This window comes from Kitasatospora sp. NPDC096128 (genome assembly GCF_040303105.1).
In the GTDB taxonomy this organism is placed as follows: Bacteria; Actinomycetota; Actinomycetes; order Streptomycetales; family Streptomycetaceae; genus Kitasatospora.
The window spans coordinates 33,528-48,096 of record NZ_JBEOSP010000005.1; the positions used below are offsets into that span (position 1 = coordinate 33,528).

Below are 14,569 nucleotides of genomic sequence, written 5' to 3' on the forward strand. Positions count from 1 at the left end.
CCGTTCCGGGCGGTGTCCGTGTGATGATTCCGCCATGCCCGATGACCTCGACCGCAAAATCATCCACGGACTCCACTACGGCCCGCGGGTCCCCTTCCGCCGCCTCGCCGAGGTCATCGGGGTCTCCGAGCAGACCGTGGCCCGCCGCTACACCGCCCTGCGCCGCAGCGGAGTCCTGCGCGTCGTCGGCCTCAGCTCCCCGGACGCGCACGGCCTGGCCCAGTGGATCGCCCGGCTGCGCTGCCGCCCCGCCGCCGTCGGCCCGCTCGCCGACTCCCTCGCCCGCAGGCCCGACGTCGCCTACGTCGGCATCGCCTCCGGCGGATCGGAGATCAACTGCATCATCCGCTCACCGGCCGGCAGCGGCCGCGACGACGTCCTGCTGCGGCAGCTCCCCAAGGCCGCCTCCGTCCTCGACATGAGCGTCGTGCTGCTCCTCCACTCCTTCGGCCCCGAGCGCGCGGCCGGCTGGACCGGCGGCGAGGGCTCCCTCACCGAGGAGCAGGTCCGGCAGCTCGCCGCCGAGCGCCCCGACCCCGTCGGGCCCCCGCTCACCCCGACCGACGACGACCTCCCGCTCCTCGCGGCCCTCGCCGAGGACGGCCGCGCCTCCCACACCCACCTCGCCGAGGTCACCGGCTGGTCGAAGCCCCGCGTCGCCCGCCGCATGGAAGCCCTGGAGTCCTCCGGCTCCCTCGTCTTCGACGTCGACACCCTCCCCGAACGCCTCGGCTACGAACTCAACGCCACCGTCTGGCTCCAGGTCGACCTCTCCCGGCTGCACCGGATCGGCGAGGAGATCAGCCGCCATGACGAGGTCGCCTTCGTCGGGGCCGTCAGCGGCCGGCACAACATCATGGCCGTCGTGTTCTGCAAGGACACCCCGGACTTCTACCGCTACCTGAGCACCCGCCTCGCCCAGATCGAGGGCATCCGCGGCTACGAGATCAGCGTCCGCGTGCGCCGCCTCAAGCAGGCGGCCTCCCTGATCCACCACGGGCGGCTGATCCACCCCGCCCTGGGGTGACGGGTGCTGGGGTCACCGGTGCTGGGGTGACCGGTGCTGCGGCGCCGGCCTGCCGGTGGGCGCGGCCGGCCGGGCCGGGTGTCCGCTACTTCTCGTACGCGGTCCACTGCTGGTTCGGGGCGCCGACCGACAACTCGGTGGTCACCCGCTGGTCCTGCCCGTTGGCCTGGAGGACGTAGTCCAGGTACTTCACGCTGGCGATGGCGGTGGCGTCCACGCTCGGTTCGACGATCCACCGCTGGGCGAGGTTGGTCGCATCGCAGTTCTGCTGGGTGACGGCCTTGCCGGGGCCGGCGGCAGCGAGGCACTTGCCGTAGTGGGTGCCCTTGATGGTGAAGGTGCCGTTGCCGAGCGGGGTGAGGGTCCACACCTGGTAGGTGAGGCCGGGGTCGCGGGTCCAGACGTCGCTTCCGAGGTACTCGTCCAGGTTGTTGAAGTCGCTCTGGACCTGGAGGGAAGCGGTGACCGGGACGGCGGCGGTGGCCGTTCCGCAGTTCAGGACGGCGCCGCCGGTGAGGGAGGCGGTCGCCACGAGGGTGGCGACGGCCTTCTGGGTGATGCGCACTGCTTCTCCTAGTTCGAGGGGCCGGCGAGCCCGGAGTGGGCCCGCCCGGCCGCGAAACTAGGGGCGTGAGGGAGGTCGTTTGTGGACGACTCGATGAGGGTAGGCCAAGTGGTTCCGACGTTTCACTGGGAAAGCGCAGCCGGGGCGGTCGCGAGGGTGAGGAAGGACTCCCAGGCGGCGGGGGCGAAGGTCAGGTGGGGGCCGCTCCTGTCCTTGGAGTCGCGCACGTGGACGGCGGTGGTGGTCTCGGCGACCTCGACGCAGGCTCCGCCTTCGTTGCCGCTGTGGCTGCTCTTGCGCCAGGCGATCTCGACGCATTCGCCGCCTTCGTTGCTGCTGTGGCTGCTCTTGAACCAGGCCAGTTCGCTGGTCATATGTCCCCCCGGTCGGTGGGATGGCGCGGTCGGTCCGACGGTACGGCACCGGCCCTCCGCTGGGTAGCGGCGGGCCGGTGTCCGACTGCTCGTCACTTCACGTAGGGGGTCCACTGCTGGTTCGTGGTGCCGAGTGACAACTCGGTGGTGGCGGGCCGGTCCAGACCGTTGGCCTGGAGGACGGTGTCCAGGTACTTCGCGCTCGCGATGGCAGTGAAGTCCAGGCCCGGGTCGAGGTACCACCGCTGGGCGAGGTCGTTCGCATTACAGGGCTTCTGGGTGACGTTCGCCCCGAGGCCGTTGCTCGCGACGCACTTGCCGTAGTGGGTGCCCTTGATGGTGAAGGAGCCGTCGCCGATCGGGGTGAGGGTCCAGTTCTGGTAGGTGAAGCCGGGGTCGCGGGTCAGCACGTTGGTGCCGAGGTACTCGTCCAGGTTGGTGTTGTCGCTCTGGGCCTGGAGGGAGGCGGTGACCGGGACGGCGGCCGTGGCGGTGCCGGAGTCGAGGACGGTGATGCCGGAGAAGGAAGCGGCCGCCGCGAGGATCGCGACGGCCTTGTGGGCGATGCGCACTGCTGCTCCTGGATTCGAGGTAGTCGCGAGCCCGTTCGGTCGGGCCCGTTCAGCCGCGAAGCTAGGTGTGTGGCGGTGTGGTTCGTCCGCAGTTCGGGAGGTGTCGGCCCGAGCGGTTACGGGGTTTCACCCGGATAGCGCAGGTGAGGTCTGGTCAGACCTCGGCGGTGGCGGCGTACTTCACGAACGCCTGCCACGCGGCCGGCTCGAAGGCGAGCTGGGGGCCGCTCTTGTCCTTGGAGTCACGCACGTGGACGGTGCCGGGCGTCCCGGCGACCTCGACGCACTGAGCTTCCTCGTTGGTGCTGTAGCTGCTCTTGAACCACGCAAGCTCGGCCATCTCTACCGCTCTCCCAGAATCTGTTCGATCAGGGCCAGGGACTCGCTCAGCCCCAGGGCCTGAGCCCGGATGCTGCTGTACCGTGCGGCCATATTACGGACTTCCACCGGGTCCGTGATCAATCGATTTACGTGCTGCGCGGCCGCGTAGCCGATCTGTGGCTTGCCGCCGGGCGGCGTGAGGATCGTGAACGAGCCGCCCATTCCCGCGTGGTTCATTCGGTCGAGCGGCATGATCTGGAGCTCGGGGCCTCGCATCTCGCCGACCTTGAGCAGGTGTTGGAGCTGCTCCCGGTGTACGTCCCATCCGCCCAGAGGGCGCCGGAGCACACTCTCGTCAAGCACCCACGTCACGACCGGCATGGGCCAGCGCGCGAGGATCTCCTTTCGAGCGAGCCGAACCGCCACCCATTCGTCGATCTTCTCCGGCGAGAGCAGAGGCCGGCGCATCTCGTACAAGGTGCGGATGTACGACTCGGTCTGGAGCAGTCCTGGAACCACCATCGTGCTGTACTCGTGGATCTCGATGGCCCGGTTCTCCTCCACGGTGAAGGCCTTGGAGAAGGCCGGGTGCCGCTCGCTGACCCGGATCTTCGCCTTCATCACGTCGTCCGCGACGACCTTCAACGCGCCACGGGCGTCCAGGAGGTCGTCCACCACCGTCAGGAACTCGATCCTCGGAGTCCGGACGCCGCGCTCGATCGCGCCGACCATCTCCTCGCTGTAGCCCGACATCTTGGCCAGTTGCTTCTGCGTGAGCCCCGCCCGCTCGCGGAAGAACTTGATCAGCTTCCCGACCGCGCTGTAGAACTCCGCGACCCCGTCCGAGTTCTCCGCCGTCTCGCCGTCGTCGAAGACCGTGCGCTCGACGCCACCCACGGCAATCACCCGCCCTTTCGATTGACCTGGGCCACTTACAAGCCGACCCTCCGCACCCGTACAGGTACTCTCCGTGCCTGCTGGATCCATGGTCAGCGTACGTCCGCCCCGCCACGCTTTCTTCCATGACGACCGAAATCCCCCTCGACAGACCCCGACCCCACACCACCGTCCTCGCCGCCACCCCCAAGGGCGTCGGACTGTGCCGACGCATCGCGAGGCGTCAACTCACCTGCTGGGGAGTGAACTCCACGCACATCGACGCGTTCCACTCGGCGCTCCTGATCGTCGCGGAGCTGGCCACCAACGCCGTCCTGCACGGACGCGTTCCGGGGCGCGGGTTCGAGCTGCACCTCTCCCTCACCACCACCGTGCGCCGGGGCACCACCCTTCGCATCGAGATCAGCGACCCCAGGGGTGACAGGCTCCCCGTCCTCCTCACCGCCCCCACGTCCCACTCCCAGTCGGGCCGGGGCCTGATCCTCGTCGACGCCCTCAGCGATCGCTGGGGCACCATCCCCCGCCACCCCAACGCCAAGACCGTCTGGGCCGAACTCGACCTCACCGATGCCGATGCCACCCCCGATGCCGACTGAACCCCGCCATAGCGAAGCCCCGGGCGGTGCCACCCTCTGCACCCTCCTCCCCTTCGCGCTCCTCCTCGCCCTGCTCGCCTGGGCCTACCCCCTCACCGCACCCCGGCCCGACCGCAACCACCCTGCCCCGCACCCCACTTCAAGCTCGACCCCGTGAAGCACGAGGAGTGGGAAGTCGGCCCCGCCGACTTCCCACTCCTCCCGCCGACCGCCTCGACCACCGCGTCCGCGTACTCGGCCAGCCCGGCCGACTCGTCCTCGCACGGGAGGTCCGCTGCGATCACCTCGTGGCCCCGGTCCCGCAACTCGGCCGCCAGCGGCCCCCAGTACCACGCGTCGGCGCCCGCGCCGTGGATCGGTACGTACGTCGCCACCGTGCCCCCCTCCGTCGTTCCGGAACCCGACCGTCTCCGACGGGGCCTGACGATCCCTCATGAACGGCAAAGTCAGGTGCCGGACGCCCTGGCGTCGCCTAGGATCCGTCCGCATGGATCGACACATGTCCGGCGGTCTCGGCCCCGTGGACAGTCATGCCGCCCGCTGCCGGGAACGGGGCGACGCCGAGCACCGCAGGAGCATCCGGCTCCACCCCGTCCATCCCGACCGGAACCTGGTGCTGTACGTCCAGCGGATCGAGGCGGCCGGGTGGCAGCTGACGGAGCAGGCCTTCAGCGACGACGGGGCCCACCGGCGCTGCTCGATGCGCTTCGCCCGTACCACCGGTTGATCGGGCCTCAGGCCAGCGCGCCGAGGGCGTGGAGGCCGGTGCGGCTGCTGCGGTAGACGGTCGGACCGGCGGCGGCCAGCGAGACGTAGGTGAACTCGGTGTCGGAGCGGAGCTTCTCCGGGGCGTCCTGCCAGCGCGGGCTGCCGGTGTCGAGGTCGAAGGCGAACAGCCGGTCGTCGTTGGTGCCGACGTACGCGACGCCGTTCGCGGCGGTCATCGAACTCTGCCCGCGGCCCAGGCCCAGGGTCACGGTGGCCGTCCAGCGCGGCTCGCCGGTCTCCGTGTCCATCCCGACCAGGTGTCCTCCGCTGAGGAGGCAGACCGTCCCGCCCGCGGGCGCCAGCGGGCAGTTGCCGGAGCCGTGCTGCGTGCGCTGCCAGCGGACCCGGCCGGTGGCCGCCTCCAGCGAGCAGACCCACGTGGTGGTCGGGGTTCCGCCGGCGCAGGTCAGCAGGACTGCGCCCTGGTGGACGACGGGGGTGCTCCTGACGCCGGGGACGCTCTCCTGCACCCAGCGCTGCTCGCCGGTGCGTGCGTCGAAGGCGCGGACCCCGACCCCGCCGCTGTACACGGTGCCGCCGTCCGCGGCCAGGAAGTCCCCGGCGCCGGACGCCTTGCTCCAGCGTGCCTCGCCGGTGGCGGGGTCGTGGGCGTGGAGTGCGCCCCCGTGGACCGCGAACACGGCACCGCCGCCGACGGCGATCGGGGTCTGCTCTGCGGGGAGGTCGGCCCACTCGGGCGCCGGCACCTGCCAGTGCACCTCACCGGTGGCGGCGTCCAGCGCCTGCAAGCCGGTCGAGGTGGCCGCGTACACCGCGCCGTCACCCGTCGTCGCCGGACGGCCGCTCGTGTAGCCGGAGGCGGCGTCGGCCGAGTCGACCACCCGGCTCCAGCGGACGGCGCCGGTGCGGGGGTCGAGCGCGCGCATGGTGCCGTCGGACCCGGAGACGTAGAGGCCCTGCTGCGGGCCGTCCGCCAGTACGAGCCGCCCGTTCGCGGCCGTCGTGCTCCAGAGCCGGGGGCCGCGCTCGCCGTCCCGCTCCGCCCACCACCGGGCCCCGCCCGCGACGGAGAGGGCGCCGATTCCGCCCGCAGCGCTCAACAGCAGTCGCCTCCGGTTGATCTGGGGGCGGGCCGGCTGGTTCTGGGCTGCTGCGTCGGTTGTCACCTTGTACATGACTTCCGACCTGGCCCGATGGTTCCCGCGGGCACCCGTCCTCGGTGGGTGTTCGGAGGAGGCCGGGAAGCCCGGTGGCGGTCGGGGCGGGGATCGGGGAAGCTCGGGCGCATGGTTTCGGTATTGCAGAACGTGGCGATCGACTGCGCCAACGCCTATGAGCTGGCCCAGTTCTGGAGCAAGGTCACGGGCCGTCCGCTCGGCAAGGACGACAAGCCCGGTGACGAGGCGGTGGAGGTGGTGCTCGCGGAGGGGCCGGTGCTGTTCTTCGCCCAGGTGCCCGAACCCAAGACGATCAAGAACCGCTTGCACCTCTGTCTGCGCCCCGAGGACTCGCGCGACCGGGAGGTGGAGCGGCTGCTGGGACTCGGTGCCACCCTTCTCGCCGACCACCGCGAGCCCGACGGCGGCGGCTGGGCCGTCCTCGCCGACCCCGAGGGCAACGAGTTCTGTGTCCTGCGCAGCGCGGCCGAGCGGGCCGCCATGGAGGCCTGACCCGGCCGGCCGGAGTGGGAAGTCGGCTCCGTCGACTTCCCACTCCTCGTTCCCGGTTCCGTGCCGCCCGGTAGTACCGGGCGCGTGCAGGGATCACCAGTGGATGTTTCGCGCCCGTACGCCCCGCGCCCGTCAATGCAGGTGCAGTGCCGCCAGTTCCTCCGCCGTCAGTACGAGGCCGGCCGCCGCAGCGGAGTCGCGGATGGACGCCGGGCGGCGGGCGCCGGGGATCGGGAGGACGGTGGGGGACTGGGCGAGGTGCCAGGCGAGGCAGACCTGGTGGGGGCTGACGCCCCGGGCGCGGGCGACGGTGTGGAACGGGGTGTCCGTCGCGGGTGCGGCGCTTCCCGGGTCGTCGACGGCACTGGCGGAGATGCCGCCGAGGGGGCTCCAGGGGAGGAAGGCCAGGCCGAGTTCGGTGCACAGGTCGAGGGTGTCGCGGCTGGCGGTGTACGCAGGGGAGAAACGGTTCTGCACGGAGACCAGGTACGGGCCGAGGATCTCCCGGGCGGTGCGGATCTGCGCGCGGTCCACGTTCGAGACGCCGACCATCCGCACCGTCCCGGCGTCGACCAGCTCGCGCAGCGCGCCGACCGAGTCCGCGAACGGCACCGCCGGGTCGGGCTTGTGCAGCTGGTAGAGGCCGATGGCCTCGACCCCGAGCCGCGCGGCCGAGGCCTGGGCGGCCCGGCGCAGGTGGCGCGGGTCGCCGTCGACCGTCCAACTGCCGTCGCCGGGACGGCCCCGGCCGCCCTTGGTCGCCACCAGGACGCCGTCCGTGCCGCCGCCGTAGCTCGCCAGCGCCCGGGCGACCAGGTGCTCGTTGTGGCCGAGCTCGTCCGCGTGCCAGTGGTAGGAGTCGGCGGTGTCGATCAGCGTCACGCCCGCGTCGAGAGCGGCGTGGACGGTGGCGATCGCCTGCCCCTCGTCGGGGCGGCCCTCGACGGACAGCGGCATCGCACCGAGGCCGATGGCGCCGACGGTCAGGCCACCCACCGTGCGGGTGAGGGGGGTTGCCGGTATCGCGGTCATGCGCGGGCCTCCTTGACGGCCTGGGGCAGCCAGTCGGTGACGGGGGAGAAGCGGAATCCCTCGCGGGCCGACCGGCCGGTGTCCATCGCGTAGCAGCGGTCGAAGGAGAACGGGCTGGGCTCGTCCGCGTCGCTCGCGGTCAACTCCGGTTCGGCGCCCACCACCTGGCCGACGATGTCGCACAACTCCCGTACGTCCAGCGCCTCCGGGGAGGCCGCGTTGACCGGCCCGGTGAAGTCCGCCCCGGCCGCCCAGGCCAGGAAGCGGGCGATCTCCGGCGCGTGGACGAAGGTCGCGCGCTGCGGCGCGGGGTGCACGGCCACCGGCCGGCCGGCGGCGATCCGCTCCACGTAGTGGGCCAGCCGCCCGGTGAAGTCGGCGCCGCCGAGGACGTGCGCGGTGCGGACGGTGACGAGGTCGAAGGGCGCCAGCCGGGTGAGCAGGGCCTCCGCCTGGCGCTTGCCCTCGGCGTAATGGCTGCTCCGGAACTCCTCGTCCGACCAAGGGAGTTGCAGGTCGACCCGCTCGGCCGAGAGGTCGAGCGCCTGCTCCGGCAGCGGCGGGCCGTCGGGGCGGCCGAGGTGGGCGTAGACCTCGACGGTGGAGGTGAGCAGGTAGCGCGGGGTGCGGTCGGCGAACACCCGGGCGGCGACGGCCGCCTGGACGGGCGAGTAGCAGACCTGGTCCACGACGGCGTCGAAGCGCCGGTCGCCGAGCGCGGCGCTCAGCGCGGCCTCGTCGTCGCGGTCGGCCGGCAGGTGGGTCACGCCGCGCGGGGCCGGGGCCGAGCCGCGGTTGACGACCGTCACCGCCGCGCCCGCGTCGCGGAGTTCCTCGATCATCATCCGCCCGAAGTACCGGCTGCCGCCGATCACGCACACGTCCACGTTCCCTGGATCCCTTTCGTGCCGCCCTGTTCCGTCCCGTCCCGTTCCGTTTCGTTTCGTTTCGTACGGTGCGGTCCGGCTCTGGTGATCATCCTGCCGTGAGCCGGACGACAGCAGTAGTGTTCGGCTGGAGCCCCCGTCATAAGGAGAACTGTTGATCGACGTCCAGCGGCTGGCCGTCCTGCGGGAAGTCGCCCGCCGTGGCAGCTTCAACCAGGCGGCCCAGGCCCTGCACTGCACCCCCTCGGCCGTCTCCCAGCAGGTCGCCGCCCTGGAACGCGGCCTCGGCTCGCCCGTCGTGGAGCGCTCCACCCGGGGCGTCACCCTCACCGAGACGGGCCGCCTCCTGGTCGAGGCCGCCGACGCGATCGCCGCCGAACTCGCCGACACCCGCGAGCGCATCGCCCGGCTGAGCGCCGAGCGGACCGCCCTGACCGTCGCCACCTTCGCCAGCGGCGGCCGACGCCTGCTGCCCGCGGCGCTCGCCGGCTTCGCCGCCGACCACCCGGAGGTGGAACTGTCCATCCTGGAGGCGGAACCGGAGGACAGCCTGCCCGCCGTCCGGGAGGGGCGGGCCGACCTCGCCCTCGCCTACCACCTCGACGGACCGCCGCCCGGCCGGCCCGGAGACCGCTCCGGACTGGACTGGACCCCGCTCGGCGAGGACCCGCTCCGCCTCGTCCTGCCCGTCCGCCACCCCGCCGCGATCCGCTACCGGGACCGCCCCGAGGCGCCGCACCTGGCCGAACTCGCCGACCAGCGCTGGATCCTGGGCTGCCGCAAGTCCGTCGGCCAGCTCACCCGCCACGCCGAGCTGGCCGGGGTCGAGCCGCGGATCGCCTGCACCGCGACCGACTACGAGTTCGCCCAGTCGCTGGTCCGCGGCGGAGTCGGCATCGCCCTGATCCCCGAGATCGGCCTGGCCCCGCACCCCGAGCTGGTCGTCCTCCCGCTGGCCGAACCCAGCCCGCGCCGCCACCTCGGCCTGGCCCTCGCCCGGCGCCGCCGCGGCCGCGTCGCCCGACTGGCGGAGGACCTGGCCGCCCGGCTGGTGGGCGGAGCGGACGCGGACGGAGCAGACGCCGCCTGAGTGCGGCCGGGGACGGACCGGGGGCGAACCGGGGGCGAACGAAGCACCCCGGGAACCGGCCGGTACCGTACGGCGGTGAGCAACTCGACGCCTCCCGGGTGGTACCCGGCCCCCGGTGCGGACGGCGCCCCCGGTCTCGAACGCTGGTGGGACGGCCAGGCCTGGACCAGCGATGTCCGGCCGCTGCCGACGCCCGGCTACGGCCACCCGGCCGCCACGGCCCCGCACCCCGGCCAGGAGGCCCACCCGGGCACCGGATACGGCCCTCCGGGCACCGGCTACGGATATCCGGGAGACGGTTACGGCCACCCGGGCGACGGCTACGGCCACCCCGGCCCGGCGCTCTACGCGCCACCGCCGAGCCCCCGCCGCGCCCGGCCGGGCGTGATCGTCGGCACCGTGGCCGGCGTGCTGGCCGTGGCCGGGATCGTCGCCGCGTTCGCCTTCAGCCACAGCAACGGCCCGCTGATCGGCCCGCTCGCCGGCCCGGCCTCCGGCCCGACCACGAGCCCGACGCCGAGCAGCACCTCCCGGGGCACCCTCCCCCCGCCGACCCCCACGCCCGGCCCGACCACCCCGGCGGTCAAGCCCGAGCCGGTCGTCACGGGCATCGCGCCGGACCCGCAGCACGCGATCACCGTCCCGATCCTCGAGGGCTGGACCACCGACTCCAGCCGCCCGAGCTACTCGATGTTCGAAGGCACCGGCCAGTACACCTGCGACGGCGGCCACCGTTGCGTCCGCGGGATGTTCGCCGTCGGCAAGGACGTGGTCCAGGGCGCCACCGCCAAGGACGCCGCCGACGCCGCGATGCCCGCTTGGGCCGGCGGGCTCTACCCCGGGGTCACCCAGCACACCGACTACGGCTCGGGCGTCATGAGCGTGGACGGCGTGCCCGGCTACGTCGACCGCTGGCACGTGACCACCGCCACCGGCGCCCAGGGCTACGTCCTGCTGGCCACCTTCCAGGCCAAGGGCGGCGGCTACGTGGTGTTCGAGGGCTCGGTGGACGACGACGCGCTCTCCCCGGACAAGGCCTCGCTGGAGGAGGTCCTCAAGGGCATCAAGCAGTCCGGTTCCTCCTCCGCCGCCGGCACCTGACCGGCCACCGCGACCGGCCACCGCGGCCGGCCACCGCGGCGCGATCGGCTCTTGATCGGACCACCCGCCTGGGCCCACAGTGGACGCTTCGGGTACGTCAACAGGAGTGCTGCATGGGCATATTCGGACGGAACAAGAAGCAGCGGCCGGCCGCCGGGCTCGACATCGGCGGCGGGATGCGGGTGCACATCGACGCCTCGCCGCAGGAGGTCAAACGGATCGTCAAGGGCCTCCGGGCCCGGGCCGAGGCCGGGGACGTCGCGGCCCGGGCCGACCTGGCGCGGATGCTGGAGTACCAGGGCAAGGAGGAGGAGGCCGCGCTCTGGTACCAGCAGGCCGCCTTCGGCGGGGACGTCGACGCGGCCGCCTGGCTCGCCGACCGGCTGCTCAAGGACGGGCAGTTCGCGTACGGCCTCGACTACCTGCGCATCGCCGCCCGCGGCGGCCACCTCTCCGCCGCCTTCAACCTCGCCGCCCTCCTGCTGGACCAGGACCGCGACAGCGAGGAGGGCGCCCGCTGGATGCGCAGCGCCGCCGAGGCGGGCCACCCGAAGGCCATGGACCACCTCGGCCTCGACGAGGCGAAGCTCCAGGCCGCCCGCGACGACCTCGCCCGGGACATCGCCGCCGCCGAACAGGGCGACGCCGACGCCGCCCACCGGGCCGCCACGGCCCTGCTGGCCCTCGGCGAGGGCGACCGGGCCGAACCCTGGCTGGAAGTCGCGGCGAACGGCGGCATCGCCGACGCCGCCTGGGAGTTGGCGCTACGGCTGCGCGAGCGCGGCCAGACCACCCGGGCCCTCGTCCTGCTGGAACAGGCCGGTCGCAACGGCCGCCCGGGCGCCGCCCGACTCGGCGGGATCTGGCTCTACGGCGACGGCGAACCGGCCGCCGCCGTACCGCTGCTGCGCCGGGCCGTGGCGGAGGGCGAGACGCTGCTCATCCCGGTGCTCGGCGCCGCCCTCAGCGCCGCCGGCGACCTGGCGGGCGCGGAGGCCGCACTGCGCCCGGCGGCGGACGCCGGCGACTGGCAGGCCCAGTACAACCTGCTGTCCGTCCTCCAGCAGCGGGCGGGCGGTACGGGCACCGGCCCGCAGAGCGAGGAGATGCGGAGCCTGCTCGAACGGGCCACCGTCGGCCTGCACGCCCAGGCCCAGGAGCGGCTGGACGCCGGACGGCCGCAGCAGGCCGTCGACCTGCTGCTGATCGGCGCCCGGGCCGGCGACCCGGCGGCGCAGCGCTCGCTGGGGCAACTGCTGCTGGCCATGGACCCGAAGGACCCGGAGGGGAAGGAGTGGCTGCGGCGCTCCGGTGCGGGCGGGCGGGCCTGACGGCCGCCCGTCGGACCGCCGGGGGAACCGCGGCGGACCGCAGGGGCGCTAGGAGGTCAGGAACTGCGAGCCCGAGTCCGGGACCTTGGCGCCGTCCTTGTCGAAGAACTCCCACAGCTCGGCCTTCTTGCCCGCCGGGCGGGCCACCACGGCCTGGTGCAGGGGCAAGTCGCCCACGGTGACGATCGTCGGCTCGGTGACGCTCCCGTCCGTCCAGGTGACCTTCACCCGGGCGATGTCCGGGCCGAGGCTCAGCCCGACGATGTCGCCCGGCGCCACCGTGTCGCCCTTGCCGCGGGCGCCCTCCAGACCGCCCGCGATGTACGTGCCGTCGCGGGGGTCTAGCTTGCCCGGGGCGGGGGTGACGCCCTCGGAGTCGTGGCTCTGCCGGACCCCGTCGACCGTGAAGTAGGTGTTGATGACGTCGGAGTCGGCGTTGTAGTACCGGTCGACGTACTCCGGGGTGGGCTTGCCGATCGCCGAGTCGTACGGGCTGCGCTCCTGCCAGACGGCCAGGGCCTGCTCGTACGCGCGGTCCTTCGGCGCCGTCGGCCACACCGCCCGCCACAGCTTCCACTCCTTGCCGTCCGCCGTGGTGCCCTGCCCGAGCACCACTCGGAGCGGGGTGAACGGGTCCCGCGCCGCCGGGGTGGCGGGTGCGGGGGTCGGCGGGCCGCCGGTGCCCGCGCCGTGGCCGGTGCCCGCGGCGACCAGCGGGTGGGAGGCGGCCGGGTCCGGCCGCAGCTGGGTGATCGCCCCGCCCGCCAGCACCACCACCGAGGCCAGCGCCAGCGCGCCGACCGCCGTGCGGCGACGGCGCCGGATCCGCCGGCCGCCCGCCACGATGTCCGCCACCGGCACCGGTCCGATCCGCGCCGTCGACGCCGCCTCGGCCAGGCCCAGCCCGACCCACAGATCGGTGTCCTGGCCCGCTTCCGGGTTCTCCATGGTCATACCGCCCCTCCGATCTCAGTCCTGTCCTTCAGTTCCACCAGCGCCGAGACCTGCCGCAGCCGCCCGATGCCCTTCGCCGCGTGGCTGCGCACCGCGCCCACCGAGCAGCCCATCGCCAGCGCCGTCTGGCTGTCGCTCAGGTCCTCCCAGTGGCGCAGCACCACCGCCTCGCGTTGGCGCGGCGGCAGGGTGGCGAGCGCGGCCAGCAGCGTGCCGCGCTGGTCGGAGCGGGCGAAGCCGTCCTCCGTGCCCGCCGTGTCCGGCACCGCGTCGACCAGCAGCTCCGGCGGCCGGCGGCGCCAGCGGCGGGCGTGCTGGTTCACCAGGATCCGCCGCACGTAGGCGTACGGATCGTCGGCCCGGCGCACCTTCGACCAGGCCGCGCAGGCCTTCTCGGCCGCCGACTGCACCAGGTCCTCGGCCGCGTACTGCTCGCCGGCCAGCAGGAACGCCGTGCGCACCAGCCGTGGCCAGGCCGCGACGATGAACGTCTGGAACTCCTCGTCCCGCACGTCCTTCGGTTCTCCCATGAGCACCTCCTCACCCACCAAGAGCCCACCCGGGGCCGGAAGCGCTTACCCCCCGTCGAAATCGTTCGCCCGCCATCGGCCAGGGCCGTAGCATCCGTCGCATGATCCTCTCCCACGACGACGCAGGCTCCGGGCCGGCCGTTCTCCTGCTGCACTCCGCGGTGTGCGACCGACGGATGTGGGACGGGCAGTGGCAGGCCCTCCTCGACGCCGGCCACCGCGTCGTCCGCTGCGACTTCCGCGGCTTCGGCGACACCCCGCTCGCCGACGGGCCGTACGCCGCCGGCGCCGACGTCCTCGCCCTGCTCGACCACCTGGGCATCGAGTCCACCGCGGTGGTCGGCGCCTCCTACGGCGGGCGGACCGCCCTGACGGTGGCGGCGCTGCGCCCGCAGGCGGTCACCGCCCTGGCCCTGTTCGGCGCGGGCCGGCCGGGCCACCAGTCCTCCGAGGCCGTGCGCGCCTTCGGCGCCGAGGAGGAGGCGCTGGTGGCGGCGGACGACATCGACGGCGCCGTCGAGCTCAACGTCCGCACCTGGCTGGGCCCGGAAGCCGACGAGGAGACCCGCGCGTTCGTCCGCCGGATGCAGCGCCACAACTACGAGGTGCAGTGGGAGGCGACCGGCGGCCCGGAGCAGGAGGACGTCGACCTCGCCCGGATCACCGCCCCGACCCTGGCCGTCGCGGGCGCCCACGACCTGCCGGACTACCGGGCGATCGCCGCCGAGCTGCCGGCCCTGCTGCCGAACGCCCGGCACGTCCGCCACCTCGAACTGCCCTGGGCGGGCCACCTGCCGAGCCTGGAACGGCCGGCGGAGGTGACGGCGCTGCTGACGGAGTTCCTGCGGGAGCCCGCGGCGGGGCGGTAGCGGGAGCAGCAGGCGGAACAGGAC

The 14,569-nt window shown here is 73.4% G+C and carries 19 protein-coding genes; 8 read left to right on the forward strand and 11 right to left on the reverse strand.

All coding sequences use genetic code 11. The annotated features are described in order from the left end of the window. Positions 1–34 precede the first annotated feature (34 nt). The gene (locus tag ABTY61_RS07630; RefSeq protein WP_350504014.1) at positions 35–1,027 is read left to right on the forward strand and encodes an Lrp/AsnC family transcriptional regulator; all 993 of its coding nucleotides are present in this window, start codon (positions 35–37) and stop codon (positions 1,025–1,027) included. Positions 1,028–1,112: 85 nt separating this feature from the next. Here the strand turns inward: ABTY61_RS07630 and ABTY61_RS07635 are convergent, their stop codons facing one another. The 5 genes from ABTY61_RS07635 to ABTY61_RS07655 all read right to left on the reverse strand — a co-directional run bounded on the left by ABTY61_RS07635 (position 1,113) and on the right by ABTY61_RS07655 (position 3,756). Further along, positions 1,113–1,592, reverse strand: coding sequence for an RICIN domain-containing protein (locus ABTY61_RS07635; RefSeq protein ID WP_350504015.1), 480 nt, complete (start codon positions 1,590–1,592; stop codon positions 1,113–1,115). Between the two features lie 122 nt (positions 1,593–1,714). Next, a complete protein-coding gene (locus ABTY61_RS07640) occupies positions 1,715–1,966 on the reverse strand; it encodes a DUF397 domain-containing protein (protein WP_350504016.1) in 252 nt (83 codons plus the stop codon). 92 nt (positions 1,967–2,058) lie between these two features. After that, a complete protein-coding gene (locus tag ABTY61_RS07645) occupies positions 2,059–2,538 on the reverse strand; it encodes an RICIN domain-containing protein (RefSeq protein WP_350504017.1) in 480 nt (159 codons plus the stop codon). A gap of 154 nt (positions 2,539–2,692) precedes the next feature. Continuing rightward, positions 2,693–2,878: a DUF397 domain-containing protein gene (locus ABTY61_RS07650; protein WP_350504018.1), complete on the reverse strand. Its 186-nt coding sequence runs from the start codon at positions 2,876–2,878 to the stop codon at positions 2,693–2,695. Between the two features lie 2 nt (positions 2,879–2,880). After that, positions 2,881–3,756, reverse strand: a complete 876-nt coding sequence (locus tag ABTY61_RS07655) for a helix-turn-helix domain-containing protein (RefSeq protein WP_350504019.1) — start codon at positions 3,754–3,756, stop codon at positions 2,881–2,883. A 125-nt stretch (positions 3,757–3,881) separates the two neighbouring features. Between ABTY61_RS07655 and ABTY61_RS07660 the strand changes: the two genes are divergently transcribed. After that, positions 3,882–4,352: an ATP-binding protein gene (locus ABTY61_RS07660; protein WP_350504020.1), complete on the forward strand. Its 471-nt coding sequence runs from the start codon at positions 3,882–3,884 to the stop codon at positions 4,350–4,352. A gap of 92 nt (positions 4,353–4,444) precedes the next feature. Here the strand turns inward: ABTY61_RS07660 and ABTY61_RS07665 are convergent, their stop codons facing one another. Continuing rightward, positions 4,445–4,726, reverse strand: a complete 282-nt coding sequence (locus ABTY61_RS07665) for a lipase family protein (RefSeq protein ID WP_350504021.1) — start codon at positions 4,724–4,726, stop codon at positions 4,445–4,447. A 113-nt stretch (positions 4,727–4,839) separates the two neighbouring features. On the opposite strand from ABTY61_RS07665, the gene ABTY61_RS07670 reads away from it, so the two are divergent. Further along, positions 4,840–5,079, forward strand: coding sequence for a hypothetical protein (locus ABTY61_RS07670; protein WP_350504022.1), 240 nt, complete (start codon positions 4,840–4,842; stop codon positions 5,077–5,079). A 7-nt stretch (positions 5,080–5,086) separates the two neighbouring features. Here ABTY61_RS07670 and ABTY61_RS07675 read toward each other — a convergent pair whose 3' ends face one another. Then, complete coding sequence (locus tag ABTY61_RS07675) at positions 5,087–6,256, reverse strand: outer membrane protein assembly factor BamB family protein (RefSeq protein ID WP_350504023.1); 1,170 nt, start codon at positions 6,254–6,256, stop codon at positions 5,087–5,089. 111 nt (positions 6,257–6,367) lie between these two features. Here ABTY61_RS07675 and ABTY61_RS07680 point away from each other — a divergent pair, with 111 nt between their 5' ends. After that, complete coding sequence (locus ABTY61_RS07680; protein ID WP_350504024.1) at positions 6,368–6,751, forward strand: VOC family protein; 384 nt, start codon at positions 6,368–6,370, stop codon at positions 6,749–6,751. A gap of 132 nt (positions 6,752–6,883) precedes the next feature. Here the strand turns inward: ABTY61_RS07680 and ABTY61_RS07685 are convergent, their stop codons facing one another. Then, on the reverse strand, positions 6,884–7,783 hold the full coding sequence (locus ABTY61_RS07685) for an aldo/keto reductase (protein WP_350504025.1): 900 nt from the start codon (positions 7,781–7,783) through the stop codon (positions 6,884–6,886). Further along, positions 7,780–8,670 (reverse strand): NAD-dependent epimerase/dehydratase family protein, encoded by an 891-nt coding sequence (locus ABTY61_RS07690; RefSeq protein WP_350504026.1) that lies wholly within the window; start codon positions 8,668–8,670, stop codon positions 7,780–7,782. The genes ABTY61_RS07685 and ABTY61_RS07690 overlap by 4 nt, the downstream gene beginning before the upstream one ends. 154 nt (positions 8,671–8,824) lie before the next feature. On the opposite strand from ABTY61_RS07690, the gene ABTY61_RS07695 reads away from it, so the two are divergent. The 3 genes from ABTY61_RS07695 to ABTY61_RS07705 all read left to right on the forward strand — a co-directional run bounded on the left by ABTY61_RS07695 (position 8,825) and on the right by ABTY61_RS07705 (position 12,192). Next, positions 8,825–9,760 carry a LysR family transcriptional regulator gene (locus ABTY61_RS07695; RefSeq protein WP_350504027.1) on the forward strand — a complete coding sequence of 312 codons (936 nt, stop codon included), beginning with the start codon at positions 8,825–8,827 and terminating at the stop codon, positions 9,758–9,760. A 75-nt stretch (positions 9,761–9,835) separates the two neighbouring features. Continuing rightward, positions 9,836–10,861, forward strand: coding sequence for a DUF2510 domain-containing protein (locus ABTY61_RS07700; protein ID WP_350504028.1), 1,026 nt, complete (start codon positions 9,836–9,838; stop codon positions 10,859–10,861). A gap of 113 nt (positions 10,862–10,974) precedes the next feature. Beyond that, positions 10,975–12,192: an SEL1-like repeat protein gene (locus ABTY61_RS07705; RefSeq protein WP_350504029.1), complete on the forward strand. Its 1,218-nt coding sequence runs from the start codon at positions 10,975–10,977 to the stop codon at positions 12,190–12,192. A 48-nt stretch (positions 12,193–12,240) separates the two neighbouring features. Here the strand turns inward: ABTY61_RS07705 and ABTY61_RS07710 are convergent, their stop codons facing one another. Both ABTY61_RS07710 and ABTY61_RS07715 read right to left on the reverse strand, forming a co-directional pair. Next, a complete protein-coding gene (locus ABTY61_RS07710) occupies positions 12,241–13,146 on the reverse strand; it encodes a hypothetical protein (protein ID WP_350504030.1) in 906 nt (301 codons plus the stop codon). Next, positions 13,143–13,676: a SigE family RNA polymerase sigma factor gene (locus ABTY61_RS07715; protein WP_350504031.1), complete on the reverse strand. Its 534-nt coding sequence runs from the start codon at positions 13,674–13,676 to the stop codon at positions 13,143–13,145. The genes ABTY61_RS07710 and ABTY61_RS07715 overlap by 4 nt, the downstream gene beginning before the upstream one ends. Before the next feature lie 101 nt (positions 13,677–13,777). On the opposite strand from ABTY61_RS07715, the gene ABTY61_RS07720 reads away from it, so the two are divergent. Further along, on the forward strand, positions 13,778–14,545 hold the full coding sequence (locus tag ABTY61_RS07720) for an alpha/beta fold hydrolase (protein ID WP_350504032.1): 768 nt from the start codon (positions 13,778–13,780) through the stop codon (positions 14,543–14,545). The last annotated feature ends 24 nt before the right edge of the window (positions 14,546–14,569 follow it).

Excerpts from the sequence above, each read along its gene's own strand:
- ABTY61_RS07630 (WP_350504014.1), top strand. The coding sequence starts at position 35 with ATGCCCGATGACCTCGACCGCAAAATCATCCACGGACTCCACTACGGC.
- ABTY61_RS07640 (WP_350504016.1), bottom strand. The coding sequence starts at position 1,966 with ATGACCAGCGAACTGGCCTGGTTCAAGAGCAGCCACAGCAGCAACGAA.
- ABTY61_RS07650 (WP_350504018.1), bottom strand. The coding sequence starts at position 2,878 with ATGGCCGAGCTTGCGTGGTTCAAGAGCAGCTACAGCACCAACGAGGAA.
- ABTY61_RS07660 (WP_350504020.1), top strand. The coding sequence starts at position 3,882 with ATGACGACCGAAATCCCCCTCGACAGACCCCGACCCCACACCACCGTC.
- ABTY61_RS07670 (WP_350504022.1), top strand. The coding sequence starts at position 4,840 with ATGGATCGACACATGTCCGGCGGTCTCGGCCCCGTGGACAGTCATGCC.
- ABTY61_RS07675 (WP_350504023.1), bottom strand. The coding sequence starts at position 6,256 with ATGTACAAGGTGACAACCGACGCAGCAGCCCAGAACCAGCCGGCCCGC.
- ABTY61_RS07680 (WP_350504024.1), top strand. The coding sequence starts at position 6,368 with ATGGTTTCGGTATTGCAGAACGTGGCGATCGACTGCGCCAACGCCTAT.
- ABTY61_RS07685 (WP_350504025.1), bottom strand. The coding sequence starts at position 7,783 with ATGACCGCGATACCGGCAACCCCCCTCACCCGCACGGTGGGTGGCCTG.
- ABTY61_RS07705 (WP_350504029.1), top strand. The coding sequence starts at position 10,975 with ATGGGCATATTCGGACGGAACAAGAAGCAGCGGCCGGCCGCCGGGCTC.
- ABTY61_RS07710 (WP_350504030.1), bottom strand. The coding sequence starts at position 13,146 with ATGACCATGGAGAACCCGGAAGCGGGCCAGGACACCGATCTGTGGGTC.
- ABTY61_RS07715 (WP_350504031.1), bottom strand. The coding sequence starts at position 13,676 with ATGGGAGAACCGAAGGACGTGCGGGACGAGGAGTTCCAGACGTTCATC.
- ABTY61_RS07720 (WP_350504032.1), top strand. The coding sequence starts at position 13,778 with ATGATCCTCTCCCACGACGACGCAGGCTCCGGGCCGGCCGTTCTCCTG.